Origin of the sequence: Shewanella sp. 10N.261.52.F9 (assembly GCF_041471165.1) — a bacterium.
GTDB classification, from domain to species: Bacteria; Pseudomonadota; Gammaproteobacteria; order Enterobacterales; family Shewanellaceae; genus Shewanella; species Shewanella marinintestina.
In genome coordinates, this window is the sequence record NZ_JBFRNX010000064.1 from 1 (window position 1) to 317 (window position 317).

At 48.9% G+C, this 317-nt stretch carries 1 protein-coding gene; it reads right to left on the reverse strand.

The genetic code is table 11. The annotated features are described in order from the left end of the window. Window positions 1–317: Ig-like domain-containing protein (locus AB4298_RS21260; protein ID WP_371988331.1), on the reverse strand; the 317-nt coding region annotated here is incomplete at both ends.

Consider the following 317-nt stretch of genomic DNA (forward strand, 5'->3'; position numbering starts at 1 on the left):
ACTGGATTCACCGCGCCAACTACGTTCGTTAACGTAAGCTCATCACCGTCAGTATCATCAACAAGCGGGCTAAGGTTTAGCGTTTGCTCAGGTGCAGTCAGTGCCGTGCTCAGCGAAAATGTATACGTCTTACCTTGTGCTGTGGGTACCGTGTTATTTGGGGTCGCGTCTGACACCGTAAATAACAACATCGCTATCGCTGTCCCGCCTTTACCATCACTGACTTGATACACCACTTCATCACTGCCAACAAAGCCATTGGGGGTATACACAATTGATGTACCATCAACAACAGCTCGACCTTGGCCACTAAACAC